Origin of the sequence: Clostridium sp. AWRP (genome assembly GCF_004006395.2) — a bacterium.
Lineage (GTDB): Bacteria > Bacillota > Clostridia > Clostridiales > Clostridiaceae > Clostridium_B.
Genome location: NZ_CP029758.2, coordinates 3,029,540 through 3,046,441 on the forward strand (window position 1 = coordinate 3,029,540; position 16,902 = coordinate 3,046,441).

General features: G+C 30.5%; 17 protein-coding genes and 1 pseudogene. 10 read left to right on the plus strand and 8 right to left on the minus strand.

The window, feature by feature from the left end:
- Positions 1-3 precede the first annotated feature (3 nt).
- Together DMR38_RS13840 and DMR38_RS13845 are read left to right on the plus strand one after the other, a co-directional pair.
- Positions 4-1,182, plus strand: a complete 1,179-nt coding sequence (locus DMR38_RS13840) for a DegT/DnrJ/EryC1/StrS aminotransferase family protein (RefSeq protein ID WP_127721871.1) — start codon at positions 4-6, stop codon at positions 1,180-1,182.
- Positions 1,183-1,202: 20 nt separating this feature from the next.
- On the plus strand, positions 1,203-2,324 hold the full coding sequence (locus DMR38_RS13845) for a DegT/DnrJ/EryC1/StrS family aminotransferase (protein WP_127721872.1): 1,122 nt from the start codon (positions 1,203-1,205) through the stop codon (positions 2,322-2,324).
- 64 nt (positions 2,325-2,388) lie between these two features.
- Here the strand turns inward: DMR38_RS13845 and DMR38_RS13850 are convergent, their stop codons facing one another.
- Entirely contained in the window at positions 2,389-3,084 is a 696-nt protein-coding gene (locus DMR38_RS13850; RefSeq protein ID WP_127721873.1) for an arginase, read from the minus strand.
- A 66-nt stretch (positions 3,085-3,150) separates the two neighbouring features.
- Positions 3,151-4,269, minus strand: coding sequence for a D-glucuronyl C5-epimerase family protein (locus DMR38_RS13855; RefSeq protein WP_127721874.1), 1,119 nt, complete (start codon positions 4,267-4,269; stop codon positions 3,151-3,153).
- A gap of 442 nt (positions 4,270-4,711) precedes the next feature.
- Here DMR38_RS13855 and DMR38_RS13860 point away from each other — a divergent pair, with 442 nt between their 5' ends.
- The 3 genes from DMR38_RS13860 (at position 4,712) to DMR38_RS13870 (ending at position 8,748) form a co-directional block, all read left to right on the plus strand.
- A complete protein-coding gene (locus tag DMR38_RS13860) occupies positions 4,712-6,244 on the plus strand; it encodes a spore germination protein (protein ID WP_127721875.1) in 1,533 nt (510 codons plus the stop codon).
- On the plus strand, positions 6,241-7,401 hold the full coding sequence (locus tag DMR38_RS13865; protein WP_127721876.1) for a Ger(x)C family spore germination protein: 1,161 nt from the start codon (positions 6,241-6,243) through the stop codon (positions 7,399-7,401). Before DMR38_RS13860 ends, DMR38_RS13865 begins: the two co-directional genes overlap by 4 nt.
- Positions 7,402-7,644: 243 nt before the next feature.
- Complete coding sequence (locus DMR38_RS13870) at positions 7,645-8,748, plus strand: endospore germination permease (RefSeq protein ID WP_127721877.1); 1,104 nt, start codon at positions 7,645-7,647, stop codon at positions 8,746-8,748.
- Positions 8,749-8,863: 115 nt separating this feature from the next.
- Here DMR38_RS13870 and DMR38_RS13875 read toward each other — a convergent pair whose 3' ends face one another.
- From DMR38_RS13875 to DMR38_RS13895, 5 genes and pseudogenes are all read right to left on the minus strand, one after another.
- The gene (locus tag DMR38_RS13875) at positions 8,864-9,361 is read right to left on the minus strand and encodes a GNAT family N-acetyltransferase (RefSeq protein ID WP_127721878.1); all 498 of its coding nucleotides are present in this window, start codon (positions 9,359-9,361) and stop codon (positions 8,864-8,866) included.
- Positions 9,362-9,523 (minus strand): annotated as a pseudogene (locus tag DMR38_RS13880) (GNAT family N-acetyltransferase); the annotation flags it as partial.
- Between the two features lie 32 nt (positions 9,524-9,555).
- On the minus strand, positions 9,556-9,930 hold the full coding sequence (locus DMR38_RS13885) for a hypothetical protein (RefSeq protein WP_127721880.1): 375 nt from the start codon (positions 9,928-9,930) through the stop codon (positions 9,556-9,558).
- 87 nt (positions 9,931-10,017) lie between these two features.
- Entirely contained in the window at positions 10,018-10,557 is a 540-nt protein-coding gene (locus DMR38_RS13890; protein WP_127721881.1) for a permease, read from the minus strand.
- Positions 10,554-11,030, minus strand: a complete 477-nt coding sequence (locus tag DMR38_RS13895; protein WP_127721882.1) for a permease — start codon at positions 11,028-11,030, stop codon at positions 10,554-10,556. The genes DMR38_RS13890 and DMR38_RS13895 overlap by 4 nt, the downstream gene beginning before the upstream one ends.
- A 193-nt stretch (positions 11,031-11,223) precedes the next feature.
- On the opposite strand from DMR38_RS13895, the gene DMR38_RS13900 reads away from it, so the two are divergent.
- Positions 11,224-11,562 carry a helix-turn-helix transcriptional regulator gene (locus DMR38_RS13900; protein ID WP_127721883.1) on the plus strand — a complete coding sequence of 113 codons (339 nt, stop codon included), beginning with the start codon at positions 11,224-11,226 and terminating at the stop codon, positions 11,560-11,562.
- Here the strand turns inward: DMR38_RS13900 and DMR38_RS13905 are convergent.
- Positions 11,551-11,808, minus strand: coding sequence for a hypothetical protein (locus DMR38_RS13905; protein ID WP_127721884.1), 258 nt, complete (start codon positions 11,806-11,808; stop codon positions 11,551-11,553). The genes DMR38_RS13900 and DMR38_RS13905 overlap by 12 nt on opposite strands.
- Positions 11,809-12,611: 803 nt before the next feature.
- Between DMR38_RS13905 and DMR38_RS13910 the strand changes: the two genes are divergently transcribed.
- From DMR38_RS13910 to DMR38_RS13935, 4 genes are all read left to right on the plus strand, one after another.
- On the plus strand, positions 12,612-13,739 hold the full coding sequence (locus tag DMR38_RS13910; RefSeq protein ID WP_127721885.1) for a DUF362 domain-containing protein: 1,128 nt from the start codon (positions 12,612-12,614) through the stop codon (positions 13,737-13,739).
- 214 nt (positions 13,740-13,953) lie between these two features.
- A complete protein-coding gene (locus DMR38_RS13915) occupies positions 13,954-14,502 on the plus strand; it encodes a tyrosine-type recombinase/integrase (RefSeq protein ID WP_127721886.1) in 549 nt (182 codons plus the stop codon).
- Positions 14,503-14,613: 111 nt separating this feature from the next.
- Positions 14,614-15,996, plus strand: coding sequence for a radical SAM protein (locus DMR38_RS13920; protein ID WP_127721887.1), 1,383 nt, complete (start codon positions 14,614-14,616; stop codon positions 15,994-15,996).
- A gap of 489 nt (positions 15,997-16,485) precedes the next feature.
- Positions 16,486-16,896 carry a YrvL family regulatory protein gene (locus DMR38_RS13935; RefSeq protein ID WP_127721888.1) on the plus strand — a complete coding sequence of 137 codons (411 nt, stop codon included), beginning with the start codon at positions 16,486-16,488 and terminating at the stop codon, positions 16,894-16,896.
- Positions 16,897-16,902 lie beyond the last annotated feature (6 nt).

Sequence of the window (16,902 nt, forward strand, 5' to 3'; positions counted from 1 at the left end):
TAAATGAATAAGAAAATACCATTCTCACCACCAGATATAGGTGAAGACGAAATAAACGCAGTTGTAGAAGTTTTAAAATCAGGATGGATTACTACAGGTCCAAAATGTACTGAATTTGAAAAAAAGATTGCTGAATATTGTAATAGTGATAAAGCACTAGCTGTAAACAGTAATTCTGCTGGACTAGAACTTGTATTGAAGGAATTTGACATAAAAGCAGGAGATGAAGTCATAACTACTCCTTATACTTATACTGCAACAGCAAGTGCAGCGATACGTAGAGGAATTAAACCAAAGTTAGTAGATATAGAAAAAGATTCTTTCTTAATTGATTTAGAAAAATTAGCAGATGCTATAACACCTAAGACAAAAGCTATATATACAGTAGATGTTGCAGGAGTACCTATAGATTATGATGCTGTTCGCAAAATATTAAAGGATAAAAATCGTGAGGATATAATTTTTGTATCGGATTCCGCTCACTCTTTTGGTGCAAAATACAAAGGCAAAAGAGTTGGTTCGCAAGCTGATTTCCACGTTTTCTCCTTTCATGCAGTAAAAAATTTCACTACTGCCGAAGGTGGTGCAATAACATTTAGCGAGAATGATAAATTTGGTAAAAAAGACTTATATAAGGATTTTAAGTTGGAATCCCTACACGGTCAATCAAAAGATGCTCTTTCCAAAATGCAGGCAGGTGCATGGAAATATGATATAGTTACCGATGGAGGTAAATGCAATTTAACTGATATAGCTGCAGCTATAGGTTTGGCACAATTCCCAAGATATGAAGAAATGCTAAAAAAACGTAAAGCTATATTTGATTTATATACTAAATTTTTAAGTGAAAAGGATTGGGCTATAATTCCATTTAAAAAAGATGCTATACGTGAAACTTCATACCACTTATATCTTCTTCGCATAAAAGACTTTAGTGAAGATCAAAGAAATGAAGTAATAAAATCCCTTGCGGCAAAAGATATAGCTACTAATGTTCACTATACTCCTTTACCTATGTTTACACTTTACAAAAATTTAGGTTACGATATAAAGGATTATCCAAATGCATATAATCACTATGCAAATGAAATTTCTGTACCAGTTTATTCTCTTCTTAAATTGGAAGATGCAGAATATGTCGTTAAAGAATTAATTTCTGCTGTAGAAAAAGTCATGAAATAAATTGAAAGCGAGGACGAAAAATGAAAGTTAATTTTTTTACACCTACAAGAGAATACTTAGAAAAGAAAGAAGAATTTGATAAGGCTATATCAGCTGTACTTGAAAGTGGAAGTTTTATATTTGGACCTCAAGTATCAGAACTTGAAGAAGAAATAAAAAAATATACAGGAGCTAAGCATGCTATAGCTGTAGCTTCTGGAACAGATGCACTTTTGGTTTCTTCTCATGCACTTGGATTTAAAGCTGGAGATGAAATTATAACTTCCCCTTTTACATTTTTAGCTTCAACTTCTTGTATAGCTAAATTAAATGCAAAACCAGTTTTTGTTGATGTAGATGAAGATACTTTTAATCTAGATGCAAATAAAATAGAAGAAAAAATAACTTCAAAAACTGCAAGTATATTACCAATACATCTTTTTTCACAGATGGCAGACATGGACAAAATAATGAATATAGCATCCAAGCATAATTTAAGTGTTTTAGAAGACGCTGCAGAAGCTTTTGGAATGCAGTGGGGAGGTTCCTCAAGTGAATACAAACATTCTGGTACTATAGGAGATATTGGTATTTATTCATTTTTTCCAACAAAAACACTAGGTGGTTATGGCGACGGAGGAATGATAGTAACTAATAATGACAAGTTAGCTGAAACTGCTAAAATGCTTAGAGTACATGGTGCTTCTAAAAAATATCATTATGACTATATAGGATATAATTCAAGACTTGATTCTATTCAAGCTGCTGTACTTTTAGTTAAACTAAAATATATAGATAATGCACTTAAACAAAGACAAAAGGTAGCTGATTGGTACAAAGAAAGACTTGCTGATTGTGACTATATAAAACTTCCTACAGTTAAAGGAAATCAAAAGCCAGTATATTATGCATTTAATACATTAGTAGAAAAAAGAGATGAACTTGCTGCATACTTAAAGGGAAATGAAATTGGAACTAGTATTTATTATCCAATCCCTCTTCATCTTCAAAAATGCTTTGATTATTTAGGCTATAAAAAGGGTGATTTCCCTGTAGCTGAAAAACTTTCAACTAAAGTTTTAGCTCTTCCTATATACCCTGAAATAACTGAAGATGAAGTTAACTTTGTGTGCGAAACTATTAAAAAATTCTATACAAAGTAACATTATACAAAAAGCAGTATTTAGTTTTTATACTAAGTACTGCTTTACAAAATTAAACACATTTTCAAAGCATTATATATATTTTATCCGAGAGTGTAAGCTCTCCAGGATTCCAGCACCTTTTAGGACATTTCATAATTTTGTATGGCATATGCAAGTCATTTATGAACTTATAAAATTCATTATCAAGCCAGGGAGGAGTCCAACTTCCCGACCTACATATGTGAATTACATTTATGTTCTTATTTACTAAATGCTCTACCTTAGGATACTTTATAGAAAACGATTTATTTATTTCCTCAAATTCACTTTTTTCTTCATAAGTATAAGGACTATAAACTATACTTGCCTTTCTTACAATACTGTCTTTTAAAAGTTTTCCAAGCCAATTGGCACAATTCAATTCAAAATCAAGTGACTTCATCCCACCGTAACCCAAATCAGAATGTGCATCAAAATTTATAACTTCATCACAATTATTGTTTTGAGCTATGAAATAAGAAAACTTATGGGAGTCAGATACATATACCTTAGCTTTACTTTCTATGAAAAAACATTGTTTTATTTTACTCCAAAAGCCTTTCAGTTCATTACCGGTTCTAACTGTTTTTTCAATGTTTTCTCCCATTTGCCTATTTTTAAAATATCTCCTATACCACAATATAATATTTGTTCTCTTATTCTCAATATAAGAGCCGCACCATTCCTCTCTTATAGGAATAAAATAATCCCAATCAATGCTGAGAAGATTTTTTTTCATAGCAATACACCTCACATATAACTATAATGTTACACTACCAGCATTAATTTTTAAACCTTTCAAATACTAATTTTTAACATAAGATATCCACATATTTCTTATATTTTTATAATATTCATCCCCCGTAATATTATAAAGCACATTCATTTCTTCAATGTGAATACAATGATAAAAGTCAGAACTGCTGGGAGGTCCATTTTTTATAATGTGATATAAATCATAGGATGTGAAATTCCCTATATCATAATAGGGCAGTATATATTTTAAGCTTAGGAGTCCTTTATTCCAGTATCTTTTAGCCATGTTAGAATAGTATATATTTTGAGGACAGTGTACACTGCTCCAATCATATAAACCTATCAATGTAAATATATACCCGTTTAATGTATAGGTAGACGTTTTTCCCACATACTGCTGAAAAAATATCTTGTCTTCAAGACTTTTATCTAAAGCACTTAGATTATCCATAACACCACCTTCTGAAACAGGCGTTAAAAGATATTTAAGTACTCTCTGTCCTGCATTTATATACTTTGAATTTTTAGTTAAATGATAGGCTCTAGTAAATACACTAAGTGCCTGCCCCTGGGACATACTTGAAGCCCATCCTTCATTTAAGCACTCATAATATCCAAATTTAAACTCATATCTTAGAGATCCATCTTTTTTTATACTCTTTATTAAAAAATCCGCTGTATTTAAAAATTTATCTTTATTAGCTCCAGTATCCATATATCCATCATATAAATAAAGTGCATATTGGCATATAGTAACTGCATTGTAATAAAATTTGCCATTGTATTTTACCATAGGTATGCCATTTTTATCATATTTAAAACTAGGAGACTCAAGATAAGCCCAATCCGGCTGATAATTAAAATATTTTTTTACAGGATCATATTCTTTATATAATGTGTAATTACACTTATTGTTTTTATAATAGTCGGCACCACTTTTCCCAATATTCATATACTCCGGGAGGAAAGAATACTTATCTAAAACTGGCACTTTCCTCTCTGCAAGCAGTTTACATATTTTTGCTTCGTTTATAATACTTTTAGACATATTCTTATTTTCTAAAACTATATTATATCCTTCTATAGCTTTTGAATATTTTTTTTGATTTTGCAACCTTCTGCTATTTTTTAGTATACTTTTGACTTCATTTTCAGATACTTCACCCACTCTTAAAAGCTTTTGCTGCTCCAGTAAACAAAATTATATTAATAACCAAAATTATAACTGTACATATTATCCTTGGAATTATATTTTTCTTGAATTTCATATTCTCTCCTTTTATGATTTTCAAATAATATTAACCTATTATAACTTTTAATATTATTTTCTAATATATAAAAATATATTCTAAACTTTAATCATCGCTTTCCCGTTTTATAGATACATATAATTTGATACATAAAAATGAAAGAGACTGGCTTTTAACAAAATTTCAATTCTTTTATATTTTCCTTAATAATCATCATTTTTTTGTAACTTTTAAATCTAAAATTTTATACTTGATAACATAGAATAATAAAATTAAATAATTATATAGAACTATGTATGTTATCCACAACTTTGATAAATAATATTATAAAATTATATATTAAGGTGGCTTATTATAACTATGTGTAATGAACACACAAAATCTAATAACAAAACTTCACATGAAAGCTTTTTAGAGAATTACATACTTAGTAATTCTCTTCAGTCAAATGTAAGTCTAATTAAAGAGATCTTTAATGATGATGATACACTTGTCGTAAGATATTTCGAAAACCAAAAAAACAATAGTGTTAAATGTTGCATAATCTTTCTTCAAGAAATGATAGACAATGAAACAATAAACACAAATATTATAAAGCCAATAATTGAAAGTACCTATTTAAATGAAGAACATAGTAACATTGAAAATATTTTGAATCACATAATCTTTTCAAACAACGTTAACAAAACTAATGATGTAAATAAGATCATTGAATCCATCTTAAATGGCAATACAGTTCTTTTTTTAGGAAGTGAATCAGAAGCTTTAATTGTAAGTACTATTGGGTGGAAAAGTAGAGAGATTAAAGAGCCAGAAGGAGAAAAAACAATACGAGGTCCAAGAGAAGGATTTACAGAATCTCTTATGGTAAATATTTCCATGGTAAGAAGAAAACTATTAACTCCAGACTTAAAGTTTAAATTTAGAGTTTTAGGCACACGAACACAAACAAAAATTTGCTTATGTTATATAGATGGTATCGTCAATAACAAAATACTTGATGAGTTAAATAAAAGACTAAATAGCATTGATATAGACGGAACTTTAGCTTCTGGTTACATACAAGAACTTATTAATGATGAACCTTTTTCGCCATTTAAGACAATAGGAAATACCGAAAGACCAGATATCGTTGCAGCCAAATTATTGGAAGGACGTATTGCAATAATGGTAGATGCCACTCCTATTGTGTTAACTGTGCCACATATTTTTATTGAACTTTTCCAGGCTAATGAAGATTATTATATTAATTTTTATTTTTCTTCCATAAGCAGATTGCTGAGAATACTAAGTTTTATAATAACTATAAGCCTGCCTTCACTTTTTATAGCGTTAACTACATTCCATATTGAAGCAATACCTACACCACTTGCTATAAGCATATCTGCGGCACGACAGGATGTACCCTTTCCAACTGTAGTAGAAGCTTTGGGACTTTTACTAACATTTGAAATTCTTAGGGAAACTGGTGTGCGAATGCCAAATCAAATTGGGCAGGCTTTCAGCATAGTGGGTGCACTAGTATTAGGTCAAGCAGCAGTTGATGCCAGATTTGTAAGTGCACCAATGATAATTGTCATAGCCCTTACAGGAATAACTGGACTTGCGATTCCAAAAGTTAAAGGAGCCTCTATTTTATTGAGAATAATATTATTAATATTTTCTTCCATATTAGGACTGTATGGTTTTATTTTTGGAATCATAGGATTAATGATTCATTTATTCAAAATGCGTTCTTTTGGAGTACCTTACATGCTCAGTCTCATGACATTAAAACCTCAAGATTTAAAAGATACTGCTATAAGAGCTCCCTGGTTTTACATGAAATACCGTCCAAAATTTATTGCTGCCAATAATTTAATAAGGAAATCATCTGGAGGTAGTAAAAATTGAAGATCAAAAAAAGAATACTTCCCGTTTTACTATTACTATTATCCTCAGTACTATTATCCGGCTGCTGGAATTATACAGATATTGAAAAATATTCACTTGTAACAGGACTTTCACTGGATAAGGATAAGAAAAACAATAAATATATAGTAAGTGCAGAAATACTTGACTTTCAAATGTCCGGAGAAGGAGCCAAAACAATATCGAATGTAATTGAATCCGAAGGAAACACTATATTTGATGCAATACGAAATATGATAAATTTTACTGGTAAAAAATTATATTGGGGTCACGCAAGAGTTTTTATTATAAGTAAGGATATAGCAGAAGAAGGTGTCATTCCATCACTTGACTTATGTTACAGAGGGGCTGAAATAAGAGAAGAAATGTATGTGCTAATTTCAAACAGAGCCACAGCAAAAGAAATTCTTCAAAGTAAGACTGTAAGCTCAAATTTAAAGTGTTTTGATATTACTAAAATGGTAGAAAATCAAAAAATACTTGGCAATGAACCTATTGTAAGGGTTTATGAACTGGTTAATGATATTGAAGAAAGCGATATATCTCCTGTTTTACCTCTCTGCGATATAAAAACAAATACTGATAAGCAAATTGTAGAATTAAATGGTACAGCCGTATTTAAAAAAGATATACTTGTAGGATTCTTAAATAGAAAAGAATCAAAATATTTTCTTTTTGCAACAGATCAAATTGACAAAACACTATTGGTTGAAAAAATTTCAGATGGCATCCAAAATACCAACATAACCTTAGAAGTATTTGGAAACAAAACAAAAATTAAGCCAGTATACAAAGATGGGAAACTAAGTATCGACATGAATCTTAGAATAGATGCATCAATTGCAGAGATTGAAGGAAGCAAAAATTTTATCAATAAAAACAATCTAAATGTCCTCAAACAAGCCTCTGAAAAATCGCTAAAAAAGTCAATAAAAAATACTATTAATAAAGTACAAAATAAATATGATGCTGATATTTTTGGATTTGGTAAACATATAAGGGCTGACATGCCTTCAGCTTGGGATGATGTTAAAGATGAATGGAACGATGTCTTTAAAAACATAAATGTAAACGTAAATGTAGAAATTCAGCTTCGAAATAGCTCAATTAATTCAAATGCAATTAGAAGAGGGATGTAATCTATAATGTTATTTGCTTTATATCTTTTTATAATTATATTCTTTACTATACATGACTTAATTCCAATAATTAGTATTAAAAATTGGAAATTGCTTACTATTTATGCATCTTTCATGCTATTTTCACTTATACTTGATATATTCTCTGCCTTCCATGTCAAAGTTCCTAGCTCAGCAGTACCAATAAGAAGATTTATTGAGTTTATATTCAAACTGCAAGGTTAATTGAAAGGAGGAAAATACATGGATAAACAAGTAATATCCAATTCCCAAGGTGTATGTATATTGACTATGTTCCTGATTGGTACTTCCATTGTACTGGGAGTTTCTAAAAATGCAAAACAAGATGCTTGGATATCCATCGCACTAGGAATACTTATATCACTACCGATGGTTTTTGTCTATTCAAAACTACTTAATAATTTTCCTGGAAAAGATCTATATGATATTTTTCAGTATGTACTTGGTAAAAAATTGGGTAAAGCAATTTCAGTATTATTTATTTGGTATGTATTCCATCTGGGAGCTTTAGTAATAAGAGTTTTTTCCGAATTTGTAAATGTTGTTTCATTTCCCGAAACACCTCAATTCATTTTTGCTATTTTTCTTGGTTTATTGTGCATTTGGATTGTAAAATCCGGTATTGAGGTTTTAGGTCGTTTTTCCATGTTTTTTTTACCATTACTTATGGTAATTACATTAATTATTGTACCTCTTCTCTATACTAACGCCCACTTTATAAATTTAAAGCCTATATTATATAACGATACAAAACAAGTTTTACTAGGAGCATTTTCTTCTTTTTCTTTTCCATTTACCCAGTCAGTTATCTTCACTACAGTTTTTCACTCACTGAGAAATAAAAAGAAAATATTCAAGGTATTTCTTACAGGATTATTAATAAGTGGCACATATCTTTTATTATCTTCTATTAATAATATCATTGTTCTAGGAGTTCAAACAACTACAGATTTATACTTCCCTCCATATACATCCACAAGAACGATTAAAATAGGTGATTTTATTGAAAGATTTGAAATTGTTATTGCATTGATATTTATATTCATGGGATTTGTTAAAGTAAGCGTGTGCTTGTATGCAGCATCAACAGGCATTGCTAAAGTATTTAATATAAACAATTACGAAATAATGGCTGCTCCGATAGGACTTCTTATGATAAATTTATCACAAATACTATATAATAATACTATGGAAATGTTTCATTGGGCTAATAATATATATATGTATTATGCTGTTCCATTTCAAGTAATCTTACCAATAGTAACATTGATTATTGCACAAATAAAATTAGGATCAAATAATTCAGCACCCAAAACACTAAAATAATTTAGTGCTTTGGGTATTTAATTACGTCAATATTACAATGTTGTAACTCCAAAGGAGATGTTATAAAGTGAAGTTTAATAAAAAAAGTATATTAGTCGATATTTTAATTTTGAACTTACTTATTTAATTTTTTATTAAATCTAACAGCATACGTTAAATATGGCTCTCCAAAATATTCTTCTTTATCTTTTATATATCCATGTTTTTTATAGAATGAAATAGCTCTACTATTTCCCTTAAAAGCCCATATGACAATTTCTTTATAACCATATTTAAACGCCCGCTGCTCTGTAAAGTTAATCAATTGACTTCCAATGCCTAGATTTTGATAAGCCTCCGAAATATAAATACGCCAAACTTCAAAAGCTCCTATTTTATCATCATCAACTGTATCTCCAATAGATAATAGTGCTGCAATATGCCCATTACATTCATAAACATAGTTTGATAATCTATCAGATAAGAAATCTGCTTTCAATCTCTTTTTCCTATTAAAACAACCATTATCATTGAGCAATTGTTCATTTACATAGCCATCATATACAGACCTCCAATTATCATTGACAATTTTACAAACAATTTCTATATCTTCTTCTTGAAGCAAACGTATCATTTAATTTATTTCCTTTCTAAATTGAAATTCTGAAATTGGAATTACTGGTTTTGGATTTTCAGAATGCTCTCCGATAATTTTCTCCATCCAAATCATATCATACCAGTTTCCAAACTTGTATCCGCATTTTGTAAAATGTGCAATTTTCCTATATCCTAATTCAATAGATTTACTAAGTATTAAACTCATTAACCCTAGATATATTTTTTAATCCACTGTCTTAAAAATTGTAGTTGTTCTTCGGTATGGAAATAATGCTCTCCTTGTTCCATAACCTGTAAATTGCAGTTGAAACGTTTTACAAATGAAGCTATCACATTAAACTCACACAAATTATCTTCTGAACCATAAAGAATTGAAGTTGGTTTATTCCAAGCAGAAATAGGATGTTCTTTTACATAGCAGTAGTAATCCCAATAGAGTGTTTGTCCAATAGGTGTTGAAATTATAGTAATGGCATCGTCTTCTTTATTTGACATATTACCATGTATCGCTACAAATAATTTATCCGATTTTTTACCCCACAAAATTGCAGGGATATTTTCTATTTTTAAATTATTCTTTATCATCATATTCTCCTTTATATTTTTCTTTACACCTTTTATTATACATAAAATATAGTATAAAAATTTTAATCTATCTATAATATTAAATTTTTATTTAAGTATTTCAACATTTTCATAAATGGTTTTCTTCTCATTAGATGAAATAACTTTATCTGTAATATATGCTATTATAATAATTATAGGTATATCGACAGCATATCGGGTAATCATAAATTTCCATCCCATTACTGATGCTTCAAATAATGATATAGGTATTTTTGTAGCAGACCATGCTCCTATAAAAATTAGCACATTGAAAAAAGCACTTCCCTTTTTCATCAAAACTGCAGCAAAAGGGAAAGAAACATATACCGGTCCAGCAGCAAATGAACCTAATAGAAAAGCAATAATCATACCTTTTAATCCTGAACCTTTTCCCATAAGTTTTATCATTGTTTCCTTTTGTACCCAAGTATCCAAAAGCCCCATCAAAATAAAGATCGGTGGCATAATAGCAAGCAGTTCCTTTAAATTATCTGCCGTTCCCTCTAACGAATTTATTCCCAATGAAGGTTTTACTAACAATAAAATTAAATTTATTATTAAAATAATACCAAAAGTTCTATATCTTTTTAATATTCTTTTCATCATATTAACACTCCCATCACAAAAGCAATTGCAAAAGAAAACACAAGGGCAAGTGAATTTCTAACATATGTGGCTTTCTTACCCCAATATTTTGATTCAATAGGAATTGTAATAATTCCAACCATGACTGACGTTGATATAAGCATTGTTATTTGAGCCATACCAGCTCCATTTTTTAGCAAAGTAGCTGCTAATGGAAATGTGACAAAACCAGGTATTACAGTACAAGATCCAATAAGTGCAGCTAACGCTAAACCTAATATACCAGATTGATGACCCATTATTTTTGAAATAACCTGCGGGCTTAAAATAGCAAGCATAATCCCTATAATAAACAATATGGAAAGGAATAACGGCAAGATATTTTCAAAAGACTTCCAAGCTTTTTTTAGAGCCAGTAAAGTTTTTTCGCGGCTTTTAATTAGTGATACAAGTACTAAAATAAACATTAAAAAGTATAATCCCATAGTAAACATAAAATTCTTTTACCTCCTCATACAATTAGTTGTGTAAAATTAAACATCATAGTGTAATAAATATAATAGTGTATTTAACACTATTAGCATACATCTATTTTTTGATAGTGTCAATAACACTAATATATTATTTGCAATAAGATGTATGAAGTAATATAATGTTATTATACTATAAATAAAAAGGAGATATTTTATGACTGGTAAAAGAAAACAATCTCGTCATCTTCCTGCATTTATTTTACTGACACTAGCTGAATGTTCTGCATATGGTGGTGCAATATATACTTCACTTATAGAAAATATACCTGATTTTCAGTGTGACCAAGGAGCTATATACCGTACTCTTAAGCAACTTGAAGATGATGGTGCAGTAATATTTTCGTGGGATACAACTAATTCAGGACCTGCAAAAAAAATTTATACTATTACTGACACCGGATTGAATCAACTTGATGATTGGAAAAATGATATAGAAAAAAGAATTCTGTATTTAAAATATTTTTTAGATAGATACAAAAATTTAAAAAAGTAAAATGCTTTTGAAGCTGTCCATAATTGTATTTTCATTAGTTCCTTTTGTTTTACTATCCTTATTCTTCTTAATGTTTCTGTATGCTAATAATATATTTTGTTCGTTTAGTATTAAACTTAGCAGGTTATCAAATTTCTTACCACTTAAGCTTTTTCTGTATAGTTCATCAAATATTTTTTGAATATCATAATACTCATTATTCCTTACCATTCGTCTCTTTTTCAACTTCTTTTCATTTGTTGCCATTAGTCGATTACTCACCTCACGATTTTCATCTCTCTTAGTCTTACACGAACCTAATAATTATTGTATTTGTAAATTTTATTGTAAATATTGACTTGTGGCTATCCCTCCACTGACTTTCATCAGCTTCAATGGTACTGTGCCACTACTTTCACTGATATTAAAGCAAGTTATAATTTACATCTTTCCTTGAAACCACTTTTTAGGAAATAAGTCCTCCACGGTATCAGCTTACCACGTTCCAATAATCTTATCCTTGCATATACTCTTAGGTAATTCCTCTAAACCTGTTTGCTTGATACTGCCTTTAACAATATAAGGATTTTCATAACGGTGTATTTTACTCGTCCCCACAAACCCTATGTTTTTAGATAGGCATGATATTTCTATCATGTATAATTCTAGACTCTTTCATTCAGAATTTCGTCAGTCACTTATTTATCCATGACCATTCTTACCATAAGTATTTTATGGATTCCCGACCTATCATGCACTCGACTACCTCTAATTCGCATTTCCTCAGCTTGACCCGTTAGGGTGTACTCTCAGCCGACTTCACCGAGCTTATAACATTTTTATTCTTATTCATAAAAATGCTATTCGGAGTATTAGAATGGCCCTTCAAGACGTTACTCTTTCATTACAATCTTTAAATTTATAAAAAATCTCTTGACCTAAAGCTAACTTTATCTACTACAATAAATATGATATAGTAAATTTAAAATTAGGAAAAGGAAGCTATAGGTGATTTCACCGCACAGAATACATAAAATCAATCAATATTTTTTAAAACAGGGGTGATTATAATGAAAAAATCAAAGGTATATTTTACAGATTTTCGTACAAAACTTGGAGAAGGTCTTCCAACCAAGTTAAAAAAGCTAATTAAAAAAGCAGATATCGAACAAATCGACATGGATAACAAGTTCGTTGCCATCAAAATGCACTTCGGTGAACTAGGCAACTTAGGTTTTCTGCGTCCAAATTATGCAAAGGCTGTAGCCGACGTTGTTAAAGAACTTGGTGGAAAGCCATTTTTAACTGACTGTAATACCCTGTACCCTGGCAGCCGCAAGAATGCCCTTGAGCACCTAGAATGTGCATGGGAAAATGGCTTTACTCCACTTACAGTAGGCTGCCCCGTCATCATTGGTGATGGCCTAAAGGGTACCGATGATATCACAGTACCGGTAATAGGTGGTGAATATATAAAAGAGGCAAAAATCGGTCATGCAATTATGGATGCTGACATACTTATCAGCCTGACTCACTTCAAAGGCCATGAAGCAGCCGGCTTCGGTGGTACCATCAAAAACATTGGTATGGGCTGCGGATCTCGTGCTGGGAAAAAAGACCAACATATTAATGGTAAACCTCATATCATACAGGAGAAGTGTAAGGGGTGCCGCAGATGCCAAAGAGAGTGCGCCAATAATGGTTTGATGTTTGATGATGTAAAAAAGAAAATGACTATCAATACAGAAAACTGTGTAGGCTGCGGACGCTGCTTAGGTGCATGTAATTTTGGCGCTATCGCATTTACAAACTGGGCAGCCAATAAGGAATTGAATTGCCGCATGGCGGAATACACCAAAGCGGTAGTAGACGGTCGCCCTTGCTTTCACATTTCCCTTGTGATAGATGTTTCACCTAACTGTGACTGCCACAGCGAAAATGATGCTCCAATCCTACCAAATTTAGGCATGTTCGCTTCCTTCGATCCATTAGCACTGGATCAGGCCTGTGTGGATGCCTGTATGTCAGCTACACCGCTGCCAAACAGCCAATTATCCGACAATATGTCAAAACCTAACTTTAAAGATCATCATGACCATTTTACCAACTCCACACCAGAATCGGAGTGGCGTACCTGCCTTGCCCATGCAGAAAAAGTAGGTCTTGGCAACCGTGAATATGAGTTGATTACTATATAATTCCATGACAATATCAGCAAAGGCCTGATAGAAATTCATCAGGCTTTTGCTTTTTTAAGTTTGCCTTTTAACAAATACTGCATAATTCAATTTTAAACTACATAGTTTAAAATATATACATAATATTCATATTTTTATATTATTTTTTGTTTCAATGTATTGTTTTTGTGATATAATATAGAAAACAATACATAACTTTCAGGAGGAAAAAGTGATGGTTGTGGATCCAATTAAAGATAAAAATAAGATAGACGCCTTGCTCATGCATTTAAAAAATAAAAGTGAAAGAGACTGGCTGTTAGCAAAATTTCAATTAAACACGGGATTAAGGATTAGTGACGTAATTAAAGTTAAAGTACAAGATCTAATGACTTCCTATCTTAGTTTCAAGGATGATCTTGTAATTCAAAAAAAGAAAATCAAATTAAATAACAGCCTTAAAAAAGCTCTAAATACCTATATAGAACATAATAATCTTGGACAAACTTTTTATATTTTTCAGAGCAGAAAAGGCTTAAATAAACCCATAAGTGTCACACAAGCTTATAGAATTCTAAAAGCTACAGCTGTAAGTTTGCATATAAAGAATTTTGGTACTCACAGCTTAAGAAAAACATGGGGATACTGGACTTATAAGGCGAGCAGATACAATATTGGTCTTATTATGTATACATTTAATCATTCATCAAAAAAGATCACTCTTAGATATATTGGGATAACTCAAGAAAATAAAGATGAATTATATTCTTTAGTTCAATTTTAATTTATAGTACTTGTATAATATACTAAAAATTTCATGGGGATATAAGCGAACAAATTTTTTTAGCAGTTAATAGGCCAAAATTTTTAAAAAATTTACTAGGAGGACTCTTATATGAAAATAAAAAATGCTTTAGAAAAAAACACTAAACAAGCTATTGTAAACAAAATCGTTAATTATCTTGATAAAAACCCAGGAGAAAATGTAGATAAGATATTTTCAGCTATTAAAATGCTGACAAAAGATAAGTCTGCATTAGCTCAGATTGAGTTTGTTGAGAATTACTACAACAACGATAAATCCAAACATGAATTTATTCAGGATATTTTAAAAAATACAGATACTAAATGTTTAAAGAAGTTTTTTACTAACTTTTTTGCAAATGCAAATTGGTATGCTGGTCCTAAAAGGCAAAAATACATGGATGAAGAAAATACTAAAATACCATTTGTCATGCTTTTAAGTCCATCCATGAGGTGTCCACTTCACTGTAAAGGATGTTATGCTTCAAGCTACAGTAAGAAAGATGATATTCCTCCTGAAGAAGTTGATAGAATTATAGGAGAGGCAAGAGATCTTGGAATTTATTATATTATTATTCTAGGTGGCGAGCCTTTCTTCAATGATTATCTTTTGGATATATATGAAAAATATGACGATGTAATGTTTACACCATTTACTAGTGGACTTTTACTCAATGAAAAAATTGCAGATAGGATCAAGAAATGCGGTAATGTAATACCTATGCTTTCAATTGAGGGATTTGAAAATGATACTGATGCTCGTAGGGGAAAAGGAACATACCAAAAAGTTTTAAAAGCTATGGACATGCTCCATGAAAGGGGTATATTATTCGGAGTATCTTCAGCAGTTACAAAAACTAATATAAACACCGTACTCAGTGATGAATTCACAGATATGTTAATTGAAAAAGGTTCTAAAATGAGTTGGTACTTTTTATTCATGCCTGTTAATGGCGAAGATGAAGATTTTAATATGATGCTTACAGCAGAACAGAGAGATTACCTTGGCAGAAGAACTAGAGAAATAAGATCTAATAAACCCTATTTTACTTTAGATTTCTTTAATGATGCCCCATATGTAGGTGGGTGTATAGCAGGTAAATATTATTTTCATGTTAATTCAAAAGAAGATGTTGAACCTTGTATATTTTCTCACTTTTCAACAGTTAACTTAAAAGGTAGGCATTTAATTGATGCTTTTAGGGATCCTTTTTTCAAAAAGCTAAGGTCAATACAACCTTATAATAAAAATATGCTAAGACCATGTATGATGATAGATAACACAAACGTTATAATTAATGTATGTAATGAGGTTGGCGCAAAACCTGACGATTCGGGAGCAGAAAAAATGCTTCATGACAATGAATTTCATAAAAAAATAACAAAATCAGCAGAAGACTTTGTACCATATGCAGAAAAAACATGGAATGAAGTTTTTAATAAAAAAGGTAATGATAATTTTGCTAAAGGATAAGCTACTGCTGAGGAGCGACCTTAAAGTCTATTGATGTTCTTCCAGAAACAGATAGTGATAAACTTCAAGGGTTTGGGGACAGAGTCCCCAGGTTAAGCTCCTTTTTTTAAACTCCAATAAATAGAAGATAAAGTTTCTATTTAAGTATTTCAACATTTTCATAAATGGTTTTCTTCTCATTTGATGAAATAACTTTATCTGTAATATACGCTATTAGAATAATTACAGGTATATTAATAGCATATCGAATAATCATAAATTTCCATCCCATTACTAATGCTTCAAATAATGATATAGGTATTCCGGATTAAATCAACTTGATGATTGGAAAAATGATATAGAAAAAAGATTTCTATATTTAAAATATTTTTTAGATAGATATAAGAATTCAAAAAGGTAAACTATAAAACTCAATGCCATGTTTTCATACATGAAGTTTTACTATGTTTTTGACAATAAATAGTCCTTTCTATTTTATGAGGTAAATGAATGATAAAAAAACTAAAAAAATTATTAAAATTAATTATAGGTTATGGAATTGTAGCCATAATTTTAATAGCAAGTATTTCTGTTGTTTCAATATTTGGTGGAGGAATAATGCAATTATTCGGTTTTAAGTATTATTCAATTAGGAGTATTATTTTATTTTTTGCGATAGTAGCTGTAGTAGGTTTCCCAATAGAAATTTTTGCATTATGGCTTCCGAAAATCTTGCTATCACTTGATAAAATTACTATGAAATTAGCAAAGATACTATTCGTTATATTAGATACAATATCAACAATGCTTACAATGACTTTAGTTGATTATTTTATGAGGAGTGTATCGGCATCAGATACGGCTATATTGGTGATATCCTTTTTAATGGCAGTTTCATCAACGAAAGATTTAGAGAAATAATTTCCT

Coding starts and splice junctions, on each gene's coding strand:
- DMR38_RS13840 (WP_127721871.1), top strand. CDS start 4: ATGAATAAGAAAATACCATTCTCACCACCAGATATAGGTGAAGACGAA.
- DMR38_RS13845 (WP_127721872.1), top strand. CDS start 1,203: ATGAAAGTTAATTTTTTTACACCTACAAGAGAATACTTAGAAAAGAAA.
- DMR38_RS13850 (WP_127721873.1), bottom strand. CDS start 3,084: ATGAAAAAAAATCTTCTCAGCATTGATTGGGATTATTTTATTCCTATA.
- DMR38_RS13860 (WP_127721875.1), top strand. CDS start 4,712: ATGTGTAATGAACACACAAAATCTAATAACAAAACTTCACATGAAAGC.
- DMR38_RS13870 (WP_127721877.1), top strand. CDS start 7,645: ATGGATAAACAAGTAATATCCAATTCCCAAGGTGTATGTATATTGACT.
- DMR38_RS13875 (WP_127721878.1), bottom strand. CDS start 9,361: ATGATACGTTTGCTTCAAGAAGAAGATATAGAAATTGTTTGTAAAATT.
- DMR38_RS13885 (WP_127721880.1), bottom strand. CDS start 9,930: ATGATAAAGAATAATTTAAAAATAGAAAATATCCCTGCAATTTTGTGG.
- DMR38_RS13890 (WP_127721881.1), bottom strand. CDS start 10,557: ATGATGAAAAGAATATTAAAAAGATATAGAACTTTTGGTATTATTTTA.
- DMR38_RS13895 (WP_127721882.1), bottom strand. CDS start 11,030: ATGTTTACTATGGGATTATACTTTTTAATGTTTATTTTAGTACTTGTA.
- DMR38_RS13900 (WP_127721883.1), top strand. CDS start 11,224: ATGACTGGTAAAAGAAAACAATCTCGTCATCTTCCTGCATTTATTTTA.
- DMR38_RS13905 (WP_127721884.1), bottom strand. CDS start 11,808: ATGGCAACAAATGAAAAGAAGTTGAAAAAGAGACGAATGGTAAGGAAT.
- DMR38_RS13910 (WP_127721885.1), top strand. CDS start 12,612: ATGAAAAAATCAAAGGTATATTTTACAGATTTTCGTACAAAACTTGGA.
- DMR38_RS13915 (WP_127721886.1), top strand. CDS start 13,954: ATGGTTGTGGATCCAATTAAAGATAAAAATAAGATAGACGCCTTGCTC.
- DMR38_RS13920 (WP_127721887.1), top strand. CDS start 14,614: ATGAAAATAAAAAATGCTTTAGAAAAAAACACTAAACAAGCTATTGTA.
- DMR38_RS13935 (WP_127721888.1), top strand. CDS start 16,486: ATGATAAAAAAACTAAAAAAATTATTAAAATTAATTATAGGTTATGGA.